The organism is Kluyvera ascorbata ATCC 33433 (assembly GCF_000735365.1).
In the GTDB taxonomy this organism is placed as follows: Bacteria; Pseudomonadota; Gammaproteobacteria; order Enterobacterales; family Enterobacteriaceae; genus Kluyvera; species Kluyvera ascorbata.
Genome location: NZ_JMPL01000014.1, coordinates 17,499 through 42,370 on the forward strand (window position 1 = coordinate 17,499; position 24,872 = coordinate 42,370).

At 52.3% G+C, this 24,872-nt stretch carries 17 protein-coding genes; 11 read left to right on the forward strand and 6 right to left on the reverse strand.

The genetic code is table 11. From position 1 onward, the window contains the following. Window positions 1-72 precede the first annotated feature (72 nt). Both gyrA and rcsC read left to right on the forward strand, forming a co-directional pair. On the forward strand, window positions 73-2,709 hold the full coding sequence (gene gyrA, locus GKAS_RS05925; protein WP_035892625.1) for a DNA topoisomerase (ATP-hydrolyzing) subunit A: 2,637 nt from the start codon (window positions 73-75) through the stop codon (window positions 2,707-2,709). A 159-nt stretch (window positions 2,710-2,868) separates the two neighbouring features. Continuing rightward, on the forward strand, window positions 2,869-5,712 hold the full coding sequence (gene rcsC, locus GKAS_RS05930; protein ID WP_035892626.1) for a two-component system sensor histidine kinase RcsC: 2,844 nt from the start codon (window positions 2,869-2,871) through the stop codon (window positions 5,710-5,712). 72 nt (window positions 5,713-5,784) lie between these two features. On the opposite strand, the gene rcsB is transcribed toward rcsC, so the two are convergent. Both rcsB and rcsD read right to left on the reverse strand, forming a co-directional pair. Further along, the gene (gene rcsB, locus GKAS_RS05935; RefSeq protein WP_035892628.1) at window positions 5,785-6,435 is read right to left on the reverse strand and encodes a response regulator transcription factor RcsB; all 651 of its coding nucleotides are present in this window, start codon (window positions 6,433-6,435) and stop codon (window positions 5,785-5,787) included. Between the two features lie 15 nt (window positions 6,436-6,450). Beyond that, entirely contained in the window at window positions 6,451-9,126 is a 2,676-nt protein-coding gene (gene rcsD / locus GKAS_RS05940) for a phosphotransferase RcsD (protein ID WP_035892629.1), read from the reverse strand. Window positions 9,127-9,962: 836 nt separating this feature from the next. On the opposite strand from rcsD, the gene GKAS_RS05945 reads away from it, so the two are divergent. The 6 genes from GKAS_RS05945 to mgtE all read left to right on the forward strand — a co-directional run bounded on the left by GKAS_RS05945 (window position 9,963) and on the right by mgtE (window position 17,364). Beyond that, window positions 9,963-11,141, forward strand: coding sequence for a porin OmpC (locus tag GKAS_RS05945; protein ID WP_035892630.1), 1,179 nt, complete (start codon window positions 9,963-9,965; stop codon window positions 11,139-11,141). Between the two features lie 101 nt (window positions 11,142-11,242). After that, on the forward strand, window positions 11,243-12,295 hold the full coding sequence (gene apbE / locus GKAS_RS05950) for an FAD:protein FMN transferase ApbE (protein WP_035892631.1): 1,053 nt from the start codon (window positions 11,243-11,245) through the stop codon (window positions 12,293-12,295). 73 nt (window positions 12,296-12,368) lie between these two features. Next, window positions 12,369-13,430, forward strand: coding sequence for a bifunctional DNA-binding transcriptional regulator/O6-methylguanine-DNA methyltransferase Ada (ada, locus tag GKAS_RS05955; RefSeq protein ID WP_035892632.1), 1,062 nt, complete (start codon window positions 12,369-12,371; stop codon window positions 13,428-13,430). After that, entirely contained in the window at window positions 13,430-14,074 is a 645-nt protein-coding gene (gene alkB, locus GKAS_RS05960; protein WP_035892634.1) for a DNA oxidative demethylase AlkB, read from the forward strand. The genes ada and alkB overlap by 1 nt, the downstream gene beginning before the upstream one ends. 81 nt (window positions 14,075-14,155) lie before the next feature. Next, window positions 14,156-15,799: a multidrug ABC transporter permease/ATP-binding protein gene (locus tag GKAS_RS05965; RefSeq protein ID WP_035892636.1), complete on the forward strand. Its 1,644-nt coding sequence runs from the start codon at window positions 14,156-14,158 to the stop codon at window positions 15,797-15,799. A 128-nt stretch (window positions 15,800-15,927) separates the two neighbouring features. Beyond that, window positions 15,928-17,364 (forward strand): magnesium transporter, encoded by a 1,437-nt coding sequence (gene mgtE, locus GKAS_RS05970; protein WP_035892638.1) that lies wholly within the window; start codon window positions 15,928-15,930, stop codon window positions 17,362-17,364. Here mgtE and GKAS_RS05975 read toward each other — a convergent pair. Next, entirely contained in the window at window positions 17,327-18,565 is a 1,239-nt protein-coding gene (locus GKAS_RS05975; protein WP_035892640.1) for a SulP family inorganic anion transporter, read from the reverse strand. The two genes, mgtE and GKAS_RS05975, sit on opposite strands and share 38 nt — an antisense overlap. A gap of 272 nt (window positions 18,566-18,837) precedes the next feature. Here GKAS_RS05975 and mqo point away from each other — a divergent pair, with 272 nt between their 5' ends. Continuing rightward, on the forward strand, window positions 18,838-20,490 hold the full coding sequence (mqo, locus tag GKAS_RS05980; protein WP_035892641.1) for a malate dehydrogenase (quinone): 1,653 nt from the start codon (window positions 18,838-18,840) through the stop codon (window positions 20,488-20,490). A gap of 75 nt (window positions 20,491-20,565) precedes the next feature. Here mqo and eco read toward each other — a convergent pair whose 3' ends face one another. Beyond that, window positions 20,566-21,057, reverse strand: coding sequence for a serine protease inhibitor ecotin (gene eco / locus GKAS_RS05985; protein ID WP_035892643.1), 492 nt, complete (start codon window positions 21,055-21,057; stop codon window positions 20,566-20,568). Between the two features lie 175 nt (window positions 21,058-21,232). Here eco and GKAS_RS05990 point away from each other — a divergent pair, with 175 nt between their 5' ends. Then, entirely contained in the window at window positions 21,233-21,739 is a 507-nt protein-coding gene (locus GKAS_RS05990) for a phospholipase D family nuclease (RefSeq protein WP_035892668.1), read from the forward strand. 516 nt (window positions 21,740-22,255) lie between these two features. Next, a complete protein-coding gene (locus GKAS_RS24780) occupies window positions 22,256-22,699 on the forward strand; it encodes a hypothetical protein (protein ID WP_115073862.1) in 444 nt (147 codons plus the stop codon). A gap of 85 nt (window positions 22,700-22,784) precedes the next feature. Here the strand turns inward: GKAS_RS24780 and GKAS_RS05995 are convergent. Then, window positions 22,785-23,895, reverse strand: a protein-coding gene (locus GKAS_RS05995) for an IS3 family transposase (RefSeq protein WP_156105144.1) whose coding sequence is annotated in 2 segments (ribosomal slippage) — window positions 22,785-23,643 and window positions 23,642-23,895 — 1,113 coding nt in all. Because the reading frame shifts where the segments join, the coding sequence is not laid out codon by codon here. A gap of 574 nt (window positions 23,896-24,469) precedes the next feature. Beyond that, entirely contained in the window at window positions 24,470-24,871 is a 402-nt protein-coding gene (locus GKAS_RS23705; RefSeq protein WP_072011357.1) for a hypothetical protein, read from the reverse strand. Between the last annotated feature and the right edge of the window lies 1 nt (window position 24,872).

The window sequence follows — 24,872 nt, forward strand, 5'->3', positions numbered from 1 at the left end:
CCTGTCTTTACGCTAATGTGTTATAATTTGCGACCTTTGAATCCGGGAATACAGTAGAGGGATAGCGGTTAGATGAGCGACCTTGCGAGAGAAATTACACCGGTCAACATTGAGGAAGAGCTTAAGAACTCTTATCTGGATTACGCGATGTCGGTCATTGTTGGCCGTGCGCTGCCGGATGTCCGAGATGGCCTGAAGCCGGTACACCGTCGCGTACTTTACGCCATGAACGTATTGGGCAATGACTGGAACAAAGCCTACAAAAAATCAGCCCGTGTCGTGGGTGACGTGATCGGTAAATATCACCCGCATGGTGATACTGCCGTCTATGACACTATCGTCCGTATGGCACAGCCATTCTCACTGCGATACATGCTGGTAGATGGTCAAGGTAACTTCGGTTCTGTCGATGGCGACTCCGCCGCAGCGATGCGTTATACGGAAATCCGTATGTCGAAAATCGCCCATGAGCTGATGGCCGATCTGGAAAAAGAGACGGTGGACTTCGTCGATAACTACGACGGCACCGAACGTATTCCAGATGTAATGCCGACCAAAATTCCTAACCTGCTGGTTAACGGTGCCTCTGGTATCGCCGTAGGTATGGCCACCAACATTCCACCGCACAACCTGACGGAAGTGATCAACGGCTGTCTGGCATATGTCGACAACGAAGACATCACCATCGAAGGTTTGATGGAACATATCCCAGGCCCTGATTTCCCGACTGCCGCCATCATTAACGGCCGTCGCGGGATTGAAGAAGCCTATCGTACCGGTCGTGGGAAAGTGTACATTCGCGCCCGCGCGGAAGTCGAAGCCGACGCCAAAACCGGTCGTGAAACCATCATCGTGCACGAAATTCCGTATCAGGTGAACAAAGCGCGCCTGATCGAGAAAATCGCCGAGCTGGTAAAAGATAAACGCGTTGAAGGCATCAGCGCGCTGCGTGACGAGTCTGATAAAGACGGTATGCGCATCGTGATTGAAGTGAAACGCGACGCGGTTGGGGAAGTGGTGCTGAACAACCTCTACTCCCAGACTCAGCTGCAGGTTTCCTTCGGTATCAACATGGTTGCACTGCACCATGGTCAGCCGAAGATCATGAACCTGAAAGAGATTATCGCTGCGTTCGTGCGCCACCGCCGTGAAGTGGTGACTCGCCGTACCATTTTCGAACTGCGTAAAGCACGCGATCGCGCCCACATTCTGGAAGCGCTGGCCGTTGCACTGGCTAACATCGACCCGATTATTGAACTGATCCGTCGTGCACCAACCCCGGCCGAAGCGAAAGCGGGCCTGGTGGCGCAGTCGTGGGAGCTGGGCAACGTTTCTGCGATGCTGGAACGTGCGGGTGATGACGCGGCGCGTCCGGAATGGCTGGAACCTGAGTTTGGCGTTCGCGACGGTAAATACTACCTGACCGAACAGCAGGCACAGGCGATTCTGGATCTGCGTCTGCAGAAACTGACCGGCCTTGAGCATGAAAAACTGCTCGACGAGTACAAAGAGCTGCTGGAACAGATAGCAGAACTGCTGCGCATTCTGGGCAGCGCCGAGCGTCTGATGGAAGTGATCCGTGAAGAACTGGAACTGGTTCGCGAACAGTTCGGTGACGAACGTCGTACTGAAATCACCGCCAACAGCGCCGATATTAATATCGAAGATCTGATCAGCCAGGAAGATGTTGTAGTAACGCTGTCTCACCAGGGTTACGTCAAATATCAGCCGCTTACCGATTACGAAGCTCAGCGTCGTGGCGGTAAAGGCAAGTCAGCTGCACGTATTAAAGAAGAAGACTTTATCGACCGCCTGCTGGTGGCCAACACCCACGACACGATCCTCTGCTTCTCCAGCCGTGGTCGTCTGTACTGGATGAAGGTTTATCAGCTGCCGGAAGCTAGCCGCGGCGCGCGTGGCCGTCCGATCGTCAACCTGCTGCCGCTGGAAGCGAACGAACGTATCACCGCCATCCTGCCGGTACGCGAGTACGAAGAGGGCGTGAACGTCTTTATGGCGACCGCCAGCGGTACCGTGAAGAAAACGGCGCTGACCGAGTTCAGCCGTCCACGTTCTGCCGGTATTATCGCGGTTAACCTGAACGAAGGCGACGAACTGATTGGCGTTGACCTGACCTCCGGTTCCGATGAAGTCATGCTGTTCTCTGCCGCCGGTAAAGTGGTGCGCTTTAAAGAAGATGCCGTTCGTGCCATGGGTCGTACTGCGACCGGCGTACGCGGTATCAAGCTCGCGGAAAAAGACAGCGTGGTATCGCTGATTGTTCCACGTGGCGAAGGCGCTATCCTGACCGTCACCCAGAACGGCTACGGTAAACGTACCGCTGCTGAAGAGTACCCGACCAAGTCGCGTGCGACGCAGGGCGTTATCTCTATCAAAGTCACCGAGCGTAACGGCTCCGTGGTGGGCGCGGTACAGGTCGACGACTGTGACCAGATCATGATGATCACCGATGCCGGTACGCTGGTGCGTACCCGCGTGTCGGAAGTCAGCGTGGTAGGGCGTAACACCCAGGGCGTAATCCTCATCCGTACTGCGGAAGATGAAAACGTCGTGGGCCTGCAGCGCGTGGCCGAACCGGTTGACGACGAAGAGCTGGACGCTATCGACGGTAGCGTGGCGGAAGGCGACGATGATATCGCGCCAGAAACCGAGAGCGATGACGACGTAGCGGACGATGCTGAAGAGTAATCGTTGAGCAACGTTGAGAAAGGGTCGGTGAAAACCGGCCCTTTTTTTATGTTTGCGGTATACCCGGAGTCGGTTAGGCGACTCTCTGATTGCGGCTAACGGCTTTTCCCGCTACCTTAACCACATCCTGTTGACCCTCAACGGCGGAGTTTCGCCACTTTGAAATATCTTGTCTCCTTTCGCACAACGCTGAAAGTTTCACGTTACCTGTTTCGGGCTCTGGCGCTGCTGCTTTGGCTGCTTATCGCGCTGATTTCCGTTTTCTATATCGTGAATGCACTGCATCAAAAAGAGTCTGAAATCCGTCAGGAATTCAACCTCAACTCCGATCAGGCTCAGCGATACTTCCAGCGAACCTCCGATGTGATTAAGGAGCTCAAGTACATTGCCGAAAACCGGTTGACGGCGGTAAATGGCGTGCTGCCCGGCGGGCTGGCAAAAGATAGCGCTGAAATACCTGATTTTGAGCCGCTGTTCTCCGATTCTGACTGTGGCACGCTCGATACCACCTGGCGCGGCCCGCTGGAGTCGCTGGCCTGGTTCTTGCGCTACTGGCGGGAAAATTTCTCGGCCACGTACGATCTTAATCGCGTCTTTTTAATCGGTAGCGAGAATCTCTGTATGGCCAATTTTGGCCTGCGTGAAATGCCGGTTGATCGCAGTGAAGCCCTGAAGGCGCTGCACGAACGTATTATTGCCTATCGTAATGCCCCGCAGGATGACCGCGGGGGCAATCTGTTCTGGGTTGGGCAGGGGCCGCGACATAGCGTGGGGTATTTCTATGCGCTGACGCCGGTTTACCAGGCAAACCGCTTGCAGGCGCTGCTTGGCGTTGAGCAGACCATGCGGGCGGAAAACTTCTTTACCCCAGGCAGTATGCCGATGGGGGTATCCATCCTGGATGATAACGGCAATACGCTGCTTTCCCTGGCGGGGCCGGATACCAAAATGCGTATCAGCCCGCGGGGCTTGCAGGAACGACTGTGGTTTGGCTACACCTCAGGCTACCGCGAACTGGTGCTGAAAAAAACGCTGTCGCCTTCTTCACTCAGTATTGTCTATTCGGTGCCGCTGGATGTGGTGCTGGAGCGTATTCGCATTCTGGTGCTGAATGCGCTGTTGCTGAACCTGCTGACGGGTATTGCGCTGTTTACCATGGCGCGAATGTACGAGCGCCGCATCTTTTTACCTGCGGAATCTGACGCGCTGCGCCTGGAAGAGCACGAGCAGTTCAACCGTAAAATTGTCGCCTCTGCCCCGGTGGGGATCTGTATCCTGCGTACCCAGGATGGCACCAATATTCTGAGTAACGAACTGGCGCACAACTATCTCAATATGTTGACGCACGAAGACCGTCAGCGTCTGACGCAGATTATCTGCGGCCAGCAGGTGAATTTCGTCGATGTGCTGACCAGCAACAATACCAACCTGCAAATCAGCTTCGTCCATTCGCGCTACCGCAACGAAAACGTGGCGATATGTGTGCTGGTAGACGTCAGCTCGCGCGTCAAAATGGAAGAGTCATTGCAGGAGATGGCGCAGGCCGCGGAGCAGGCGAGTCAGTCGAAGTCGATGTTCCTGGCAACGGTCAGCCACGAGCTGCGTACGCCGCTCTACGGGATTATCGGCAACCTCGATCTGTTGCAAACCAAAGAGTTGCCAAAGGGTGTTGACCGTCTGGTGACGGCGATGAATAACCCTTCCGGGCTGCTGTTGAAGATTATCAGCGACATTCTCGACTTCTCGAAAATTGAATCCGAGCAGTTGAAAATTGAACCGCGCGAATTCTCGCCAAAAGAGGTGATGAACCATATCACCGCTAACTACCTGCCGCTGGTGGTCAGAAAACAGCTTGGCATGTACTGCTTTATCGAGCCGGACGTGCCGATGAAGCTGTTGGGTGACCCGATGCGTTTGCAGCAGGTGATTTCCAACCTGCTGAGCAATGCCATCAAGTTTACCGATATCGGCTGTATTGTTTTACACCTGAAACGGGAAGGGTATTACCTGAGCATCAGCATTCGCGATACTGGCGTCGGTATTCCGGCGAAAGAGGTGGTGCGATTGTTTGACCCGTTCTTCCAGGTGGGAACCGGGGTGCAGCGCAATTTTCAGGGGACCGGTCTAGGGCTGGCTATCTGTGAGAAGCTGGTCAACATGATGGACGGCGATATTGCGGTGGATACCGAGCCGGGTATGGGCAGCCAGTTTACGCTGCGCATTCCGCTCTATGGTGAGCAGGATTCCACGCCGCTGGCGATTGATGGATTGGCGAAAATTCGCTGCTGGCTGGCGGTGCGCAACGCTTCTCTCTCTGACTTTATTCATTCGTTGCTCAGCTGGCACGGCATTGACGTTCGTCTCTATGACGGCGAAACCCCAGAGCCGGACGATCTGCTTATCACCGATGATGAGCTGTCTCAGCCGTGGGCGGGCAGGGCCGCTGTGGTCTTCTGCCGTCGGCATATTGGTATTCCGCAGGAGTACGCGCCGGGGCAGTGGGTGCACAGCATTGTGTCACCGCATGAATTAATGACGCTGCTGGGACGTATTTATCGCGTGAAGGTAGAGACGGGCGATGCCGCGGAGCTGCCAGCGCATGAACAACCGGCAGATAGCAACGACGATATGATGATCCTGGTGGTCGACGATCATCCTATCAATCGCCGATTGCTGGCCGATCAGCTAGGATCGTTGGGTTATCAGTGTAAAACCGCCAACGACGGTGTCGATGCGCTGAATGTGTTGAGTAAGAACCACATCGATATTGTGCTGAGTGATGTCAACATGCCAAATATGGACGGCTATCGTCTGACACAGCGTATTCGCCAACTGGGGCTGACGCTACCGGTCGTTGGCGTCACCGCCAATGCGCTGGCCGAAGAGAAGCAGCGCTGTCTGGAGTCTGGGATGGACAGCTGCCTGTCAAAACCGGTCACCCTGGATGTGCTCAAGCAGACGTTAACGGTGTATGCCGCACGCGTCCGTAAAGCACGGGAATAAGGTATTTATAGGTAGCCCGATGGCACTGTGCTTATCGGGCCTACGTAAAGCAGGCCCGACAGGCAACAACGATTAGTCTTTATCTGACGGCGAAAGCGTCACGGAGGAGAGGTAGTTCAGTAGCGCGATGTCGTTTTCCACGCCGAGCTTCATCATGGCCGACTTCTTCTGGCTACTGATGGTTTTGATGCTGCGGTTCAGTTTCTTCGCGATTTCGGTCACCAGGAAACCCTCAGCAAAGAGTCGCAGAACTTCGCTCTCTTTTGGTGACAGGCGCTTGTCGCCGTAACCACCCGCGCTGATTTTCTCCAGCAGGCGAGAAACGCTTTCTGGGGTAAACTTCTTGCCTTTTTGCAGCGCAGCCAGCGCTTTTGGCAGGTCCGTTGGTGCCCCTTGTTTCAGCACGATCCCTTCAATATCCAGATCCAACACCGCGCTCAGAATCGCCGGGTTGTTGTTCATGGTCAGCACGATGATGGACAAACCTGGGAAGTGGCGTTTGATGTACTTAATCAGCGTAATACCGTCACCGTACTTATCTCCAGGCATGGAGAGGTCAGTAATCAGTACGTGGGCATCAAGCTTCGGTAAGTTGTTAATTAGCGCAGTGGAGTCTTCAAATTCGCCAACAACATTAACCCATTCAATTTGCTCCAGAGATTTACGAATCCCGAACAGCACAATCGGATGGTCATCGGCAATAATTACGTTCATATTGTTCATGTAAAGGCTACCTTGCTACAGCAAGCTCTTGACGTAGGCGTCAATGTCGCTGATGTATTTTTCTATGCCTGAAGCATCTTTTTCACGAATCAGATGTTCAAGCGATTCACATAACTGCTTGCCAGGTACCAGATTTAGCATGGCAAACACACCCTTAAGGCGGTGAGCTGTCTGTGCCAGAGCAGCAAAATCCTTTGCCGCAGACTCAGTATACAGCCTGCTAACATCTTCCGGTACCGTATCCACAAACAGAGCATAATAGCCACTGGCCTGAAGCTCGGCACTTTCATCTCCGCCCAGCGGCGATTCCGTCACTTCTTCCTGCGCCAGTTGCTCTTCAATAAGCTGGAGTACGGCATCCTGCATGGCGTTGCTCATGTTAAAGTTCACACGCAGCTGACTCGGGCCAATTTTGCGTATCCCAGCCTCATCATCGCTTAAAAGCAAGCCCGAAGCAGTAAGATTAGACGGATTATCTGTTAAAAATAGATCATATTCTTGACTTGTCGCTCGCTCATCCGGGCTGATGCAGGTCGCGCCCCAGCTTTCGAGCTGTCGGGTGACAATGTTGCGAATTTCGTTTGAAGTGATGTCGACCATCACCACAACATCATCCAGCAGCTGTTCCTCTGACTCCATATCCTCTTCGCGTACCGGCATTTTGACGTGCAGGGTGTAGCGGGTTCCCAGCGACTCTCGTGCCTTAATATTGAGATGACCTCCGAGCTTACGGGCCAGCTGATCGCAAAGCCAGAAGGTGAGGGCGTTAGCTTTGCCATAACGATCGGACTGGGTATCGTTCAGGTAGGGGAAGTGCAGGTTGTCGACTTCACCGTGCGACACACCGTTGCCGGTATCAAGAATACGGAAGGTTAAGCGCTCTTCGGCTGACTCATCGGCATTCACCTCAAGCGTGATTTTACCTATCTGGGTGGTGGTTACCGCATACTGAATCAGCAGCAGCAGAATACGGCGCAGCGCGTCGCGGTCGCCGTGTCGCTGCTCTTTGGCTGGAAGCTGGTTGTTAATCAGTAGCTGTAGCCCTTTGCGCTTAATGGACGGCAGAACCTCGGGCACGACTTCATCAATCAGTTCCTGGAGAGAGAACTGTGTAGACGATCCTTTCCAGTTGTCATTTTCCAGTATGTTAGCGAGCTGAATTTCATCCACCAGGCGTACCAGCAGATCGGCATGGTTCGCCAGTTTCTGGCTGTCTGGGGTATCGATAGCGCTGGCTTCGGCCGCCAGAGCCTTAATCGGCTGTTTCAGCGTATCGCTGATATTCTGCATAAATGCCGTACGGCCTTGCTGGTTCTTCTCATACAGACGCTGGGCCTGTTTGAGCTTCTTATTTACCAGAATTTCCCGGTCCTGATCGCGAATAATAAAGATCTGCGTGCGTGGGGAGACCTGGCTGCGGAACTGACGAATCTCATACAGCTCATTATTAATGGTGGCCTGAATCACGCCCTGATGCTGATCCGCCATGCTGGTAATGTTCTGCAAATTGAGATGCGGCAGCAGATGATCGGCAATTTTGTTGCTGATCACCGTCCGGTTCGATTCCTGGTCATGCACCAGCAGCCCCAGCGGCAGCAAAGAGACAATTTCTTCATTTATTGCACGTAGCACGCGTAGCTCATTATTGGTTCCGGTAGACGGCGTACTGGTGTTGCCGCCGCGGGTGGGTAAATTGCGGAACGTGGAGTAGCCAAACAGCGCCAGCGCCAGCAGGCCAATGTTCAGCAGCAGCGGCAGCATGATGTTCTGGAAGGTATCGAGCAGCAGTGTACCAAACGGGACTTGCCACACCAGACGCATGCCGGTGCCATTCAACGCCGACGTTATTTCAATACGTGAGCTATTAAAATTGATGGAGACGCTATCGCTTGGATCTTTATCCTGGGCGCGCTGTGCGTTCTGGACCGGATCGGGCTCCATGCGGAAACTGTCCAGTGACATGGTTGGCGGCACCAGATCGTTTATTGGTAAATCAAATGCAACGACGGTCGCCAGATGACCTGGCTGGTTGAACGTGGTGCGCAGGGTAAAGTAGCGGCCATTCTGCCATGCCAGGCGGCGCAAGGATGAGAAGGTTTCACGCTCATCCAGCGTATTGGCCTGTTGCAGCATTTCGGCGCGGCGTGAATCAACAATGTTTCCTACCGTCGATTCTTTAAAACCGGAAGAGAGATCTTTGAGCGGCAGGGTTGAGATAAGGATCAGACTATTGTCCTGGCCATTGAGATAGTACATCGACCAGGGCACGTTCTCCGCGCCCCACAGCGTATCGAGATAGGTCGACATACGCTGGGTAATATCGAGCGTCGCGCTGTCGTGTGAGCCGAAGATCAGCGCTTCCGTTTTACGACGCGGCTTTTCGAGATAGTAGACATCTTGCTTTAAGCGAGTTTCCTGCAGGCCGTCTACGGGGGTGGCATTGGTGCCCGCCGCCGCAATATTGTCGTAGATCTGCCAGGTGGTGTAGCGCCAGGTATCAATACGCTTATGTACGGCATGCGTCATGTCGACAATCTGGTAGCTTTTATCTTTAAGCCACGCGTTAACCGCGCTTTGAATCATCACGCCCATCGTAACCAACAGAACGATGATCATAAGAAGGAAGAAACGCGTAATGCTCCCGGGAAGCAGGGAGAATTTCGTCGGGCTCGTCTTGTCGGACTGACTCATTGGCGTGTGTAACCCATCATAACGGCATCTGAATGAGGATATGCTCAAGCCAGTAGCGGCATTGAGATGTGAAAACCCTGTTTTTGCACTGCTGGCAGTATATACAAAAAAACCTTCAGGTTGCATCAATGTGGCGAATTCTGCGTAAGCATTGCGGTGGTAACAGTAACAAGGAGGGGGCGCTCTACAACGGAACGATGGAGAAATATTATGTTGCGGAATAACTGTACAATGTAACACTTATTGTACAGTTATTTACGAATAATGACTAAAAAATAGCACTAAATAACAAGACATTATTAATAAAGAGTATTCAGGCGAAAGGAATTGTATGCAATGTGATTAATTAATAGTCGTTATAATTTGTGTGAGGTAGCACATTTTTGTTCAGTTTGCGTAAAGAAAGGTAAAAAAAACCGGATGCGAAGCATCCGGTTGAAATTGGGGTAAACAGACATTCAGAACTGAATGACGGTAATAAATAAAGTTAATGATGATAGCGATGACTATTTTAGTTGTAGGTGAAAGTTTTGTTTTACCATTCAGTGCTATACCCTTCTTGTTTTTTAAATCATTGATTTAGTGAATTTATTTTTTTGTTCTTTGATTATTAGTGCTATTTTTCCAGGCTTTTTGTGCTTATAAAAGTTCCCTTAAATTTACATTTTGAAACATCTATGTGGATAAATGAAACATTTCATGGGTTTTCGTATCATATTCTTATTGGATTATTCTAATTTTTACAGCACAATGGGTCTGCCGACTGATTAATGAGGGTTAATCAGTAAGCAGTGGCATATATAAAGGCATATATATAACAACAGAGGGTTATTAACATGAAAGTTAAAGTACTGTCCCTCCTGGTACCAGCACTGCTGGTAGCGGGCGCAGCAAATGCGGCTGAAATTTATAACAAAGACGGCAACAAATTAGATCTGTACGGTAAAGTTGATGGTCTGCACTATTTCTCTAGTGACAACGGCAACGACGGCGACCAATCCTACGTTCGTCTGGGCTTCAAAGGCGAAACTCAGGTTAATGACCAGCTGACCGGTTACGGCCAGTGGGAATACAACGTTCAGGCGAACAACACTGAAGGTTCTTCCGATCAGGCCTGGACTCGTGTTGGCTTCGCGGGTCTGCGTTTTGCAGATGCAGGTTCTTTCGACTACGGTCGTAACTACGGCGTTGTTTACGACGTAACTTCCTGGACTGACGTTCTGCCAGAATTCGGCGGCGACACCTACGGTTCTGACAACTTCCTGCAATCCCGTGCTAACGGCGTTGCAACCTACCGTAACACCGACTTCTTCGGTCTGGTTGATGGTCTGAACTTTGCTCTGCAGTATCAGGGTAAAAACGGCAGCGCATCTGGTGAAGGCCAGACCGCTAACGGTCGTCAGCCTCTGAAACAGAATGGTGAAGGCTTCGGCGGATCCCTGACCTATGATCTGGGCGCAGGCTTCAGCATTGGTGGTGCAATCGCCTCTTCCAAACGTACATCCGATCAGAACAACAACGTTTACACCATCCGTGATGATAACGGTGTTGCAACTGGCGATACCAGCAAAATCTACGGCAGCGGTGACCGTGCTGAGACCTACTCTGCTGGCCTGAAATACGACGCTAACAACGTATACCTGGCAACTCAGTACACCCAGACCTACAACGCAACTCGTTTCGGCGGTTCCCCGAACGCTGACGTTTACGGTTTTGCTGACAAAGCGCAGAACTTTGAAGTGGTTGCACAGTACCAGTTCGACTTCGGTCTGCGTCCATCCATCGCTTACCTGCAGTCTAAAGGTAAGGACATCAGCAACGGTGGCGTAGGCAAGAACTACGGCGACCAGGATCTGCTGAAATACATCGACCTGGGTGCGACTTACTACTTCAACAAAAACATGTCTACCTACGTTGATTACAAAATCAACCTGCTGGACAAAAACGACTTCACTCAGGCAGCCGGTATCTCTACCGACAACATCGTTGCTCTGGGTATGGTTTACCAGTTCTAATTCGGTTAACACCGGAACAAAAGGGGCCTTTGGCCCCTTTTTTAATGCCTGATTTTCGTGAATTAGTGTACTCTTGCGCCGATTGCAGGAGGGTAATACGGATGGATATGACAATTTTACGCACGATGCTGCTTGGCATCGTTATTTTGCTGGCAGGTTGTGACAATACCAGCACACCAGCAACCCCGAAGAAACAGGTGACCGTGCTTGATGGTAAAACCATGGGCACGTTCTGGCGTGTGAGCGTGGTAGGCATCGATCAAAACAGAGTGGAAGCGCTGCGTCAGAAGGTGCAAACGCTGCTCGATGGTGACGATCAGCTATTGTCGACCTGGAAGAGCGACTCGGCGTTGATGCGCTTTAATCAGTCGCAAAGCATGACGCCGTGGCCGGTGAGCGAAGGCATGGCCGATATCGTCACCGAATCTTTGCGTATTGGGCAGAAAACCCAGGGCGCGATGGATATTACCGCGGGGCCGCTGGTGAATCTGTGGGGTTTTGGCCCGGATAAACAGCCGGTGAAAACCCCGTCCCAAGCGCAGATTAATGCAGCGAAGGCTCGTACCGGCCTGGAAAAGCTGACGGTTATCAACCGCGCGGGCCAACAGTATCTGCAAAAATCGATTCCCGATCTTTACGTTGATCTATCAACCGTCGGCGAAGGATACGCGGCCGATCATCTAGCACGATTGATGGTTGAAGAAGGGATCTCCCGCTACCTGGTTTCGGTTGGCGGAGCCCTGGTCAGCCGCGGAATGAATGGTGAAGGCCAACCGTGGCGCGTGGCGATTCAAAAACCCACTGACCGGGAAAATGCGGTGCAGGCTATCGTGGATATCAACGGTCACGGTATCAGTACTTCTGGCAGCTACCGTAATTACTACGAGCTCGACGGAAAACGGATCTCGCACGTTATTGATCCCCAAACCGGGCGACCGATTACCCATAATCTGGTCTCGGTCACCGTGATTGCGCCAACCGCGCTGGAAGCCGACGGCTGGGATACCGGTTTGATGGTGCTGGGCACGGAAAAAGCACAGCAGGTCGTCCGTGAGCAGGGGCTGGCGGTATACATGATAATGAAAGAGGGCGATGGCTTCACCACCTGGATGTCGCCGCAGTTCAGCGCCTTTCTGGTGAGCGGGAAAAATTAAAAAGCAAGATTGCGGGTTTTTTAATTCCTCCTTTTGGTCACAGTGGCGGTTACACTAAAAGGAGGAGCCCGTTATGACATCTTATACTCTACATACCGATGATGACCGCTGGCTGGCGGTGACAAATCGCGATGCAAAGGCCGACGGTCAGTTTGTTTTTGCCGTGCAGACCACCGGTATTTTCTGCCGCCCATCCTGTCGTGCCCGCCATGCGCTACGCCAGAATGTGCGCTTCTATCCTGATGCTGAAGCCGCGCAGGCAGCCGGATATCGCCCCTGTAAGCGCTGTCAGCCAGGCAACCTTTCGCCTGAACAGCAAAAAATCGATAAAGTCGCAAAGGCCTGCCGCCTGCTTGAACAAGATACTCCCGTTACGCTGGAGGCACTGGCTGAAGCGGTGGCAGTCAGTCCTTATCATTTTCATCGTCTGTTTAAATCCGTCACCGGCGTTACGCCAAAAGTCTGGCAACAGGCGTGGCGCGCGCGTCGCCTTCGGGGTGCATTAAGCGAGGGCGAATCCGTCACTCAGGCCGTTCTAGGGGCCGGATTTCCCACCAGCAGCAGCTACTATCGACAGGCCGACGAGGTTCTGGGAATGACGGCACGCGCCTACCGTCAGGGCGGAAAATCTACCCGTATTGACTACGCGGTTGGTCACTGTGAGCTCGGCCACTGTCTGGTCGCGCTGAGCGAGAGGGGGATCTGCGCGGTGTTGCTGGGGGATAGCCATGAGGCGCTCATGGCCGAGCTACAGCAAAGCTTCCCGTCCGCCCATTGTATGCCTGCGGCCCCTGAGTTCACTGAGCAAATCCAGTCCGTTATTGCGAGCCTGAATCAGCGCGCCACGCCGCTCACGCTGCCGCTGGATATTCGCGGCACGGCCTTCCAGCAGCAGGTCTGGCAGGCGCTGCGTGAAATACCAACCGGTGAAACCCGCAGCTATCAGCAAATAGCCGATGGCATCGGCAACCCGAAAGCGGTACGGGCAGTTGCTGGCGCATGTGCGGCAAATCGGCTGGCGATTTTGATACCGTGCCACCGCGTGGTGCGGGGTGACGGCAGCTTGTCCGGTTATCGCTGGGGCGTAGCGCGTAAGGCTGCGCTGCTAGCGCGTGAAAAAGAACAGGAGCGCTGATGCTGGATCTGTTTGCTGATGAAGCGCCGTGGTCAGAGCCGCTCGCGCCAGGTGCCGTTGTCCTGCGCCGTCTGGCGCGCGATAGCAGCGATGCATTGCTGGCCGCGGTTGCGCAGGTCGCCACCGTCTCGCCGTTTCGCCATATGGTGACGCCGGGCGGTTATACCATGTCCGTGGCGATGACCAACTGCGGGCCGCTTGGCTGGAGTACGGACAGCCGTGGTTACTGCTATGCAGCTATCGATCCGCTGACCGGGCACCCCTGGCCAGCTATTCCGGCGGTATTCCTGACGCTAGCGAAGACGTCGGCAAGCCAGGCCGGATACCCGGAATTTAGCCCCGATGCCTGTCTTATCAATCGCTATCAGCCGGGCGCAAAGCTGTCGCTGCATCAAGACAAAGACGAAGCGCGGCTGGATGCCCCGATTGTTTCCGTCTCGCTGGGGTTACCGGCTACTTTCCAGTTCGGCGGGCTAAACCGCAGCGATCCCCTACAGCGCGTCTGGCTGGAACATGGTGACGTGGTGGTGTGGGGCGGAGAGTCCCGGCTGTTTTATCATGCCATTTTACCGCTTAAAGCAGGCAGCCATCCGCAGGTAGGCGCCTGGCGCTATAACCTCACTTTCCGCCGTGCCGCACAATGACGAATAAAAATAAGAATTATTCTTGATGTCGTTGCTCAGCAGTTTACACTGCTGGCTGTTTTTCTTGCCCCGGTTGCTGTTATGGAACTTCTTTTACTCGTCTGGCGTCAGTACCGCTGGCCCTTCATTGGCGTTATCGCCCTGAGCCTGCTGAGCGCGGCGCTCGGTATTGGACTTATCGCCTTTATTAACGTGCGTCTGATTGAAATGGTCGACACCACCGTGGCGGTGCTGCCGGAATTTCTCGGACTGTTGCTGCTGCTGATGGCCGTTACGCTGGGCTCTCAGCTGGCGCTGACCACGCTGGGGCACCACTTTGTCTATCGCCTGCGCCGTGAATTCATCAAACGTATTCTCGACACCCAGGTAGAACGCGTGGAGAAACTTGGCAGCGCATCGCTGCTGGCGGGCCTGACCAGTGACATTCGCGCCATCACCATTGCCTTTGTGCGCCTGCCTGAGTTGGTTCAGGGCATTATTCTGACCGTGGGCTCCGCCGCCTATCTGGCGATGCTGTCGACCAAAATGCTGCTCATTACCGCGCTGTGGATGGCGTTGACCATCTGGGGTGGCTTTATGCTGGTGGCGCGCGTGTACAAACATATGGCGACGCTGCGTGAAACCGAAGATAGCCTCTATAACGACTACCAGACGGTGCTGGAAGGCCGTAAAGAGTTGACGCTTAACCGCGAGCGCGCGCAGTACGTCTTTGAACAGCAGTTCACGCCGGACGCCAAAGCCTATCGTCACCATATTATTCGTGCCGATACTTTCCACCTGAGCGCCGTGAACTGGTCAAATATCATGATGCTGGGCGCTATCGGCCTGGTGTTCTGGATGGCAAACGGCCTGGGCTGGGCCGACACCAACGTGGCGGCAACCTATTCACTGACGCTGCTGTTCCTGCGTACGCCGCTGCTGTCGGCGGTAGGGGCGCTGCCTACGCTTCTGAGCGCGCAGGTCGCCTTCAACAAGCTGAATAAATTCTCGCTGGCGCCGTTCCGCGAGCCGTTCCCGCAGCCAACGGCGCACCCCAACTGGCAGACGCTGGAATTGCGTGACGTGACCTTCCACTATGAAGACAACACCTTCGCGGTCGGCCCATTAAACCTGACGTTGAAACGAGGTGAAATGGTCTTCCTGATTGGCGGTAACGGCAGCGGTAAATCGACGCTGGCGATGCTGTTGACCGGCCTGTATCAGCCGATTTCCGGGCAGATTTTGCTGGATGGCCAGCCGCTGGCAGCGGATAAACCGGAAGACTATCGCAAGCTGTTCTCTGCGGTGTTTACCGATGTCTGGCTGTTCGAACACCTGCTGGGGCCGGAAGGCAAACAGGCGAAGCCGGAACTGGTAGAGAAGTGGCTTGCGCAGCTGCAAATGAGCCACAAGGTGAAACTTGAAGATGGCCGCATCCTTAACCTGAAGCTGTCAAAAGGGCAGAAAAAGCGCGTGGCACTATTGCTGGCGTTAGCGGAAGAGCGCGACATCATCATGCTCGATGAGTGGGCGGCCGATCAGGACCCTCATTTCCGCCGCGAGTTTTACCAGGTGCTGCTGCCGCTGATGCAGCAAATGGGTAAAACGATTTTTGCCATTAGCCACGATGATCATTACTTCACCCATGCGGATCGCCTGCTGGAGATGCGTAACGGCCAATTAAGTGAATTGGTTGGGGAAGAACGCGAACGGGCTTCCCGCGACGCGGTGGCGCGTACAGCCTGATTTTTTAGCCGCTCTGTTGATTTTTTCAGCGTACGAGCGGCTCGTTTAACTTTTTTTATATTTCTCCGCGCTATGCTTAATTCGTCTGACTATCCGGTTGGGCGAACTTTCCCGAATAAGGATTATTCATGTCTCTGTTGAAGAAGAACAGCGCCCGTCTGCGTGACGAAGAACGTCAGCGACTCATCTGGCTGCTGACAACCGATAAGGCGGTCACCTCTGCGCTGCTGGGCAAGCTGACGCTGGCCGAGCAGTACGATGAAGGCACGCTGGTGGACGACCTCGCGGAAGTGGGCGCGTTAGTCGCACACCTGCCGCCGCCGGATCTTGCCGATACCCTTGAGGCGCTGCCGTCAGAAGAACGTCACGCACTGTGGAATCTGGTCGAAGACACCCGCCGTGGGAAAGTGTTGCTCGAAGCATCGGAGAACGTCTGGGATGACCTCATTGAAGATATGAGCGACCGGGCGTTGCTCGATGCACTGCAAACGCTGGACATCGACGAACAGATTTACATGGTGCAGCATCTGCCGCGTGACCTGACCGGTCGCCTGCTGGCCTCCATGGACCCTGCTGAGCGCGCGCGCGTACGCCAGGTGATGAACTATTCCCACGAACAGGTGGGGTCCATCATGGAGTTCGAGGTGATTACCATTCGCCCGGACGTCACGCTGGCATCGGTACAACGCTTCTTACGCCGATTGGGCAAGATGCCTGAGAACACCGATAAACTCTTTGTGGTGCAGCGCGACCAGACCCTGATTGGTGAACTGGAGCTTAAAACCATTTTGCTCAACCCGGCAGAGCGCTACGTGCATGAAGTGATGGAGTCCGATCCGGTCGCCTTCCATCCGGAGGAAAAGTCGGAAAGCGTAGCGCGAACCTTTGAACGTGACGACCTTATCAGCGCCGCGGTTATTGACGCCGACGGCAAGCTGATGGGGCGTTTGACCATCGATGAAATCGTGGATGTGGTCTACGAAGAGACCGACAGTGATTTACGCCGCATGGGCGGCCTGAGCAGCGAAGAAGACGTGTTTGCGCCAGTGACTAAAGCGGTTAAAACGCGCTGGGCGTGGCTGGCTATCAATCTCTGTACCGCGTTTATTGCCTCCCGCGTCATTGATGGTTTTGAACACACCATCTCTCAACTGGTGGCGCTGGCCTCGCTGATGCCGATTGTGGCCGGCATTGGCGGCAATACCGGCAACCAGACGATTACTATGATTGTGCGCGCGTTGGCGCTGCAGAAAATTCAGCCGGGTAACTTCTCGTTTTTAATTTTGCGTGAAATGGGCGTGGCGCTGATTAACGGTATCGTCTGGGGCGGGATTATGGGCACGGTGACCTGGCTGCTATATGACGACCCGCATCTGGGAGCCGTCATGACGCTGGCGATGATCCTGAACCTGCTGGTCGCTTCGGTGATGGGGGTGCTGATCCCGATGACGATGGTTAAACTGGGGCATGACCCGGCGGTCGGATCCAGCGTAATGATCACCGCCATCACCGATACCGGCGGCTTCTTTATTTTTCTGGGGCTGGCGACCGTGTTTCTGCTTTAAGCTTTGCGCGGTGCTTCAGGCGGGCAGGCACAATGACCATCATGATAATGCCTGCCAGTACTCCAATCGCCAGATTACCGGTACTGACCGTCGCGCCGACGGTCACCAGCATCACCAGCGTTTCCGGCCAGGGCGTGCGTTTAAGCGTGCCTGGCTGCAGGCTTTTCCAGTTAAAGGTTTTGAAGGCGACAATTACCATTATGCCCGCCAACACCGACATCGGTATTTTCGCCATCACTTCGCTTAATGCGGTGACCAGGAGTAGCAATACCAGCGCCGCCGCGACCGTTGATATCCGGCTGCGTCCTTTTCCCATTTCCACGTTCACGATGGTTTGACCAATCATCGCGCATCCGGCAATACCGCCGTAACAGCCCGCCAGAATATTCGCGATGCCAAGCCCGGCACTTTCGCGCGTTTTATTGGACGGCGTGACGGTCAGATCGTCGACCAGTTTAGCGGTCAGCAGCGATTCCATCAGGCCGACAAAGGCAATGCTCAGCGCGCACGGCCAGATAATCTGCAACGTCTCAAGATTCATGGGTACCAGCCACTGGGTGAAGCCCGGCAGCCCGCCGCTCATCGAACCTTCATCACCAACGGTGGGTAAAATCTGCCCGCTGGTGGCGGTGTAGAGCGTTAGCAGCACCACGGCGATAAGCGGCGACGGAATACTTTTCATGACGCGAGGAAGCCACAGCACGATGAGAATGGTGGCGGCAAACAGTGCGACAATCAGCGGGCTACGGCTCCAGAAATGCGGAACCTGAGCGAAGAAAATCAACATCCCCAGCGCGTTCACAAACCCGGTCATCACGGACTGCGGAATAAAGCGCATGAGTTTTGCCATGCCGCAAGCAGCAAACAAAATCTGAATGATACCTGCCATCACGACGGCGGGCAAAATGTAGGCAACGCCGTGCTGATGTACCATCGGCCCGATAACCAGCGCGACTGAGCCCGCGGCGGCGGTGACCATGGCCGGGCGGCCGCCGAGAAACGACATCGACAGACACAGCACCACGGAGGCGATCAAACTGACTTTTGGGTCAACGCCTGCAATAACGGAAAACGAGATAACCTCAGGGATCAGCGCCAGCGCGGTAATAACGCCAGCCAGTACCTCACGCGTTAACATCGAAGGTGATGTCAGGACGGAGAGTAGGGAGCCAGAAAGAGGGGAGGAAGAAGCGTTGGACATAGGGTATTCACAGGTTATCGATGGCGGGTTTTCTATAATCCCAGCTTCCGTGCGTACCATCACAAAGGGGAGAATAATACCGCTTTACGTCACATTCTACCAGTACCAAATCTCATTTTCTGTACACATTTATTAAACATTTTAATAACAGATCTCAAAACTCAACTTAAATTTTAAACAATATTTAATTTTATCTTCCTGGGTGGTAACGTAACCGTACGGATGTTTTTACCTGCATGTAACAAATCGCAAGTCAAGTAAGGCCCCCTACGATGAAAAAAAAGATAGCTGTACCCAACTCACAGAAATCGGGTACCGAGACGGTTTCTGTGGCGACTAAGGCGAAGACTCGTGTGGTTCATGAGACAGATGTATTGCTGATCGGTGGCGGCATTATGAGCGCTACGCTGGGTACGTGGCTGCAGGAGCTGGAACCAGACTGGTCGATTACCATGGTTGAGCAAATGGAGAGCGTCGCCGAAGAGAGCTCAAACGGCTGGAACAACGCCGGTACCGGGCACTCGGCGCTGATGGAACTCAACTATACCCCGCAGAAAGCTGATGGCTCCGTCAGCATCGATAAAGCCATTGATATTAACGAAGCCTTTCAGATTTCCCGTCAGTTCTGGGCGCATCAGGTTACGCGCGGCGTACTGACGCAGCCGAAAAGCTTTATTAACACCGTGCCGCACATGAGCTTTGTGTGGGGCGATGACAACGTCAATTTCCTGCGTGCTCGTTACCGTGCGCTGCAACAGAGCCCGCTGTTTAACGGCATGCGCTACTCTGAAGACCACGAACAGATTAAGGCGTGGGCGCCGCTGGTGATGGAAGGACGCGATCCGCAGCAGAAGATTGCTGCCACGCGCACCGAAGCGGGTACGGATGTGAACTATGGCGAGATTACTCGTCAGCTCATTCAGGGCCTCAAAAAGCGCGATCGTTTCTCGCTGCAGCTCAACACCGTGGTGCGCCGTTTTCGCCGCAACGCAGATAACAGCTGGAACGTCACCGTTTCGGATGCTAACGGCAGCCATGAAAAACGCACCATCAAAGCAAAGTTCATTTTCATCGGTGCGGGCGGCGCGGCGCTGAAGCTGCTTCAGCAAACCAAAATTCCTCAGGCTAGAGAGTACGCGGGCTTCCCGGTTGGCGGCCAGTTCCTGGTATGTGAAAACCCGGAAGTGGTTAACCATCACCTGGCGAAAGTTTACGGTCAGGCTTCCGTGGGCGCACCGCCGATGTCCGTTCCGCACATCGACACCCGTATTATCGACGGAAAACGCGTGGTGCTATTTGGACCGTTCGCCACCTTCTCTACGCGTTTCCTGAAAAACGGCTCGTTGTGGGATCTGCTGGCGTCCACCAACAAATCCAACATTCTGCCGATGCTGAACGTTGGGTTGGATAACTTTGATCTGGTGAAATACCTGGTAAGCCAGGTACTGCAGAAAGATAAAGACCGTCATGCTGCGCTGCGCACCTACTATCCGATGGCGAAAAAGCAGGACTGGCGTTTGTGGCAAGCCGGTCAGCGCGTGCAGATTATCAAACGTGATGCGCGTATTGGTGGGGTACTGCGTCTGGGCACTGAAGTGGTCAGCGATGACGAAGGTACCGTTGCCGCGCTGTTAGGGGCTTCCCCAGGTGCATCAACCGCTGCGCCTATCATGCTGGAGCTGATGGAGAAGGTATTTAAGGACAAAATGCAGACGGCTGAATGGCAGCAAAAAATTCGCGCTGTGGTACCGACCTATGGCTCAACGCTAACGGAAAACCCGCATCTGATTGAGAAAACGCTGGCGTATACCAGCGAAGTGCTGGGGCTGCGCCATGAAGCGACCCGCGAGGCGGATCCTACGCCAGCAGTTCAGGTGACGTCAAAACCGGTAGAAGCCAAAGAAATGGCGGATATTGCGCTCTAAAAAGAAAAAGTCCCGGCATGACCGGGACTTTACTATTGGTAGCCCGGGCAAGCGCATGCGAGCCCGGGTTTTTTATTAACGCGCGACGGCGCTTTGTACCGCTTCCTGCGCTTCCCAGATGCGGTATTTCACTTCTACGTTCTCTGGCGCGTAGATAACGATCGGCAGCTTGCTGTTGTAGCGCAGCATGGCGTCATCACCCAGTGACGCGGTGACAAATTTTTTGGTTTTCTTCTGGTCAGGGCAGGCCATCATGGTCGACATCGGGCCGGAGATTTTCTCTACCACGTAGTAATCGTAGCCCCAGCCTTCCAGCGTTTTGCTCTCCAGTTCACCGCCCAGGCGATGATGGTTGCAATCAACCTCCAGCGTTTTGCCAATCAATAACTCTACCTTATAAGCAGACTCATCCTTCTGTTCCGGCAACTGAATGACCTGACGCGTCATACCTTTCTCCGCTTTTGGGAAAGGCGCAACCTTCTCCAGCGGCTGTTCTGCGGCCCAGGCGAAGCTGGAAGTGCAGGCGATGGCAAGTAACGATGCGGCAAGTTTATGTGTGTTTTTCACTGTTCATCCTTTTTATCAGTTTGCAACGAGAGGAGAATATCATTCCTGACATCAATGGTAATGGTATTTTACTGAATTTTGCATTAGGACTAGTTCTAAATATTGCATTGTTGTGTGAATCTAGCGATTAAGACTGCTTATATCATTTGATGGCATGCGGATATTCTGGGTAATGATGATAATGACACGATTTCTTATTATAGCTGCACTTCTGGGCGTTCTCCCTGCCGCGCAGGCCTCAATTCAGGTTGGGTTCTCGCCTGAAGGATCCGCTCGTGAGCTGGTGCTGAGCACTATCGATGGCGCACAGCGGTCCATTGACATGATGGCCTACTCGTTTCAGGCCAAAGACATTGTCGACGCGCTGATTCGCGCCCAAAAACGCGGCGTGAAGGTGAGGGCGGTAATTGATAAGCGACGAAATCAGGGCGAGGTTAGCCTGAAGGCCATTGCCCGGGCGCGAGAAAACGGTATTGACGTTCGTATCGACGGCCATTATCACATTCAGCACGATAAGGTGATGATTGTTGATGGCAATACGCTGGAGACGGGGTCTTTTAACTTCGCTAAATCCGCAGAAACGGAAAATTCAGAAAACGTACTGGTGATCCGTGATGAGCCGGAGGTCATTCGTCAGTATCAGACGCATTTTGACAGTCGCTGGGCGCTGGGTAAGCCGTAGTAAAGGCATAATCTTAAGCATGTGCAACATAAGATAAGCAAGAATGGCCTCTTTCAAACCTTTTCTCTGCTCTTATTCTTAGCTGGCTACCATACTAAAGAAATTTTTTTATTTAATTTCTTTATCTAAAATCAATTTACATTTAATTGCGATGTGAAATATTTTCACTAGGTAACTACCGCACAAGTTGCTACATTCTCGACCCTGCGAATAAAGTACTACTGAATTCGTAGTTATTAGAATGCTTGTAAAATGTTACTCATTTTCGTTAAAAATAATTGTTATATTCTCTTTAATATCTATGTGAGTTAATGATGAAATTGTATTTTATTTTGTCTTTTGCCGTTCTATTGTCTGGATGAGCCGCTCTAGTAATTCAACAACCTGGTAAACCAGTTTCTAATATAAAAATATAACAAATCTTTCCAATTATTCATGGCTATTGATGATTGGGAGTTGATTAATTGTACTCATGGTTTTGTCAAAGAAGATAAAAATATTTAATTTGGTGATTGTATGAAGAGATTATTGATTGTTCTTTCTCTGGTTTCAATGTCTGCATTAGCAACGGTAGATTTCACCGTTGGTCAAGTAGTAGATAAAGCTGCTGATGGTTCTTACTCTGTTCATTTCTCAAATGATAATAGCGTTTGGAGTGGTGTATTAGAAAGTGATTTATCTGAACAGCAGATTAAAGACTATCAAGCAGAACAAGATAAATTAAATGCTGTTAAGTCATTACCACCTACTACCACCACTACAGTTATTACTCCCCCTGTAGTCAGTGTCTTTAAAACTGTCAGAGGTGGGTATAATCAACATAATGATAATTCGTCTCATGAACATGGAACAGGCAACGGTGGTAATAATGCCGCTAATAGTAACTCTGCTCATGGTTTAGGTGGGGGTAATCATATTGGTGGTGGTTCTGCTCAGTCAGGCTCTAGAGGTCATTGGTAATGAATAAAATAACAATTGCTGTTGTTGTCACTCTGTTTTCTTTCCCTGTTGTTATGCCTAAGGCTCAAGTGTAAGCATCCCAGCTTCAGTTCCATGCACTTTTTGAGTGTTCCGGTTTTTCAGCCATCAGCCGGTACTCTTCCGGCGTCAGGTTATTCAGGGATTCATGAGGCCGCTCGTTGTTATATTCCATCAGCCAGCGCTCGGTAATCTCCCGTGCTTCATTCAGTGTTCTGAACAGGTAAAAATCCAGGATTTCTGTCCGGTATGTCCGGTTGAACCGTTCGATAAAAGCATTTTGTGTAGGCTTACCCGGCTTGATAAATTCGAGCTGCACGCCATGCTCTTCGGCCCATTGTGCCAGCACCAGCGAGACCAGTTCTGGTCCGTTGTCCATCCGCATTTTCAGCGGGTAGCCGCGGTTTGCCACGATCCTGTCCAGTACCCGGATGACTCGCTGAGCCGGGATATTCAGGTCGATTTCTATCGCCAGTGCTTCACGGTTAAAATCATCCACCACATTAAAGGTCCGGAAGCGTCTGCCGCAGACCAGCGCGTCGTGCATAAAATCGATGGACCAGCTCTGGTTTAACGCTTGCGGTGTCGCCAGTGGTGCTGGATTACGCACAGGCAGCCGCTGTTTTCCCTTGCGGCGAAAATTCAGTTTCAGCAGGCAGTAAATCCGGTGAACACGTTTATGGTTCCAGGTATTACCCTGCCTGCGCAGCAGCTGGAACAGTTTCTTAAAACCGTAGCGCGGATAGCGTTCTGCCAGCTCAGTCAGCGCATGGCTCACCGGTTCATCACGCCGGGTATCAGGCTGATAAAAATACACCGTCCTGCTCAGCGATAACGTCCTGCAGGCCTGGCGTAAACTCATGGCAAATTGTGCCGTCAGATAGCTGACGAGTTCACGCTTTATCGCTGGTTTTAAAGCTTTTTTCGATAACGTCTTTAAGTGCCCGGTTCTCAAGGCTCAGGTCGGCAAACATCTGTTTCAAACGTCGATTCTCATCCTCAAGGTCTTTGATTTTTTTAATATCGGCTGCTTCCATCCCGCCATATTTCGCTTTCCAGTTGTAATAGCTGGCTTCAGAAATAGCGGCCTCACGGCACACATCCTTGACGGTACGTCCGGCTTCAACGGACTTCAGAACGGCGATGATCTGGTGTTCAGTGAATCGGGCTTTACGCATAGCGATCTCCTCAGGGGACATAATCAGTATGTCGGAAGATCTCTAAAAGTGAATGGGCCGTTTTGCCGGGATACTTACACTGATCCTCGCCGATCAGCTTCATTTGCTGTATGAAGCGTTTAAAGAAGCCGAGGAACTGGAAATGCGGCGTGAAAAGCTGCCGGAATAATGACAGAAAGAGTAAGTACTGCCAGTTAAGGTGAGCAAAGCAGTAAGTTCACCTTGGCTGTATTGAGGGCAAAGGGAATGGCGTTAAGGGAGAACGGCCCTGCCCGAAAAAGCCAAAGGGCCATACTGCACCAGATGCTCACGAACAGAAGGCCAGGCGCGCGTATACACTTGTCGGACGTGTATTCTTCGGAATCTATCGCTCAATGCCATCGATGATTATCCAATTAGCCAGAACTTCTGCTGAAAATAGTATCAGTCCCTAAAACGCATAATAGAGATCAGTTTGGATATCAAAAACTATTGTACGTTAAGGTTTTTTTAACCACTTAGATGTAAGAGAACCGCTCTCTGAGCGGGTTCTCGTATCTTGATGGGCGATGCTGAGAGTACCTCTCAAACAATCTTAAGAAGATCCTTCTGAATCTTTGACCGTAATAGTATAGGTTTTATTGAATTCACTAGATTTTTGAAACATTGCCACATTGAAAAATCCAGATACTCTAACTGTAATCACTCCTTTTTTGTTCGGTACTCCTCTGATTTGTATGCAATTATTATCATATTTGTCATTGTTGCAATTTGCTAAGTATAGCCCTGTATCATTAGGTGATATATTCCCAACAAATTCCCTATCGCCATGAGAATTTGTCAGTGTAGCAACATTCCCACCAAAAATATTTATCTGAGCATAGTAAGTTGCACCAACAACTGCATCATTAAGCTCATTTGTTTCTGGGGAAAATTCGGCACGTAATGTGCACCCTGATAAAATAAATATAGGAAAAACAATCAATAATAATCTCATG

Bases quoted from the DNA above. Each gene is read 5' to 3' on its own strand.
- gyrA (WP_035892625.1), top strand. From the start codon at position 73: ATGAGCGACCTTGCGAGAGAAATTACACCGGTCAACATTGAGGAAGAG.
- rcsB (WP_035892628.1), bottom strand. From the start codon at position 6,435: ATGAACAATATGAACGTAATTATTGCCGATGACCATCCGATTGTGCTG.
- rcsD (WP_035892629.1), bottom strand. From the start codon at position 9,126: ATGAGTCAGTCCGACAAGACGAGCCCGACGAAATTCTCCCTGCTTCCC.
- GKAS_RS05945 (WP_035892630.1), top strand. From the start codon at position 9,963: ATGAAAGTTAAAGTACTGTCCCTCCTGGTACCAGCACTGCTGGTAGCG.
- apbE (WP_035892631.1), top strand. From the start codon at position 11,243: ATGGATATGACAATTTTACGCACGATGCTGCTTGGCATCGTTATTTTG.
- ada (WP_035892632.1), top strand. From the start codon at position 12,369: ATGACATCTTATACTCTACATACCGATGATGACCGCTGGCTGGCGGTG.
- alkB (WP_035892634.1), top strand. From the start codon at position 13,430: ATGCTGGATCTGTTTGCTGATGAAGCGCCGTGGTCAGAGCCGCTCGCG.
- GKAS_RS05965 (WP_035892636.1), top strand. From the start codon at position 14,156: ATGGAACTTCTTTTACTCGTCTGGCGTCAGTACCGCTGGCCCTTCATT.
- mgtE (WP_035892638.1), top strand. From the start codon at position 15,928: ATGTCTCTGTTGAAGAAGAACAGCGCCCGTCTGCGTGACGAAGAACGT.
- GKAS_RS05975 (WP_035892640.1), bottom strand. From the start codon at position 18,565: ATGTCCAACGCTTCTTCCTCCCCTCTTTCTGGCTCCCTACTCTCCGTC.
- mqo (WP_035892641.1), top strand. From the start codon at position 18,838: ATGAAAAAAAAGATAGCTGTACCCAACTCACAGAAATCGGGTACCGAG.
- GKAS_RS05990 (WP_035892668.1), top strand. From the start codon at position 21,233: ATGATAATGACACGATTTCTTATTATAGCTGCACTTCTGGGCGTTCTC.
- GKAS_RS24780 (WP_115073862.1), top strand. From the start codon at position 22,256: ATGAAGAGATTATTGATTGTTCTTTCTCTGGTTTCAATGTCTGCATTA.
- GKAS_RS23705 (WP_072011357.1), bottom strand. From the start codon at position 24,871: ATGAGATTATTATTGATTGTTTTTCCTATATTTATTTTATCAGGGTGC.